Raw genomic sequence first — 229 nt, 5'->3', positions numbered from 1 at the left:
GCAAATAGGTCTACTATCGCCTGTCGCTTTATCAATTGACCTTCGTGCCACCATTCTCCATTGGCTTTTATGATCAAATCCATTTTACCGCAATGCTTTGGATGCCATTGGTCAAGAGGTGGAATTGACCTTTTGTGACTTTGCTGTGCATCTTTTACATATTGTGCGATACTCATTAAGTTTTTATCATCTAACGATGTTATCTGGTTCGTCTGTTGAGACGAATGAT

At 39.7% G+C, this 229-nt stretch carries 1 protein-coding gene; it reads right to left on the bottom strand.

The genetic code is table 11. The features are described from left to right. Positions 1-203: DUF1285 domain-containing protein (locus A7A69_RS09510; protein ID WP_187349213.1), on the bottom strand; the 203-nt coding region annotated here is incomplete at its 3' end. Positions 204-229 lie beyond the last annotated feature (26 nt).

Source organism: Acinetobacter guerrae, from assembly GCF_009372255.1.
Lineage (GTDB): Bacteria > Pseudomonadota > Gammaproteobacteria > Pseudomonadales > Moraxellaceae > Acinetobacter > Acinetobacter guerrae.
This window is presented reverse-complemented; position numbering and strand designations above follow the sequence as displayed.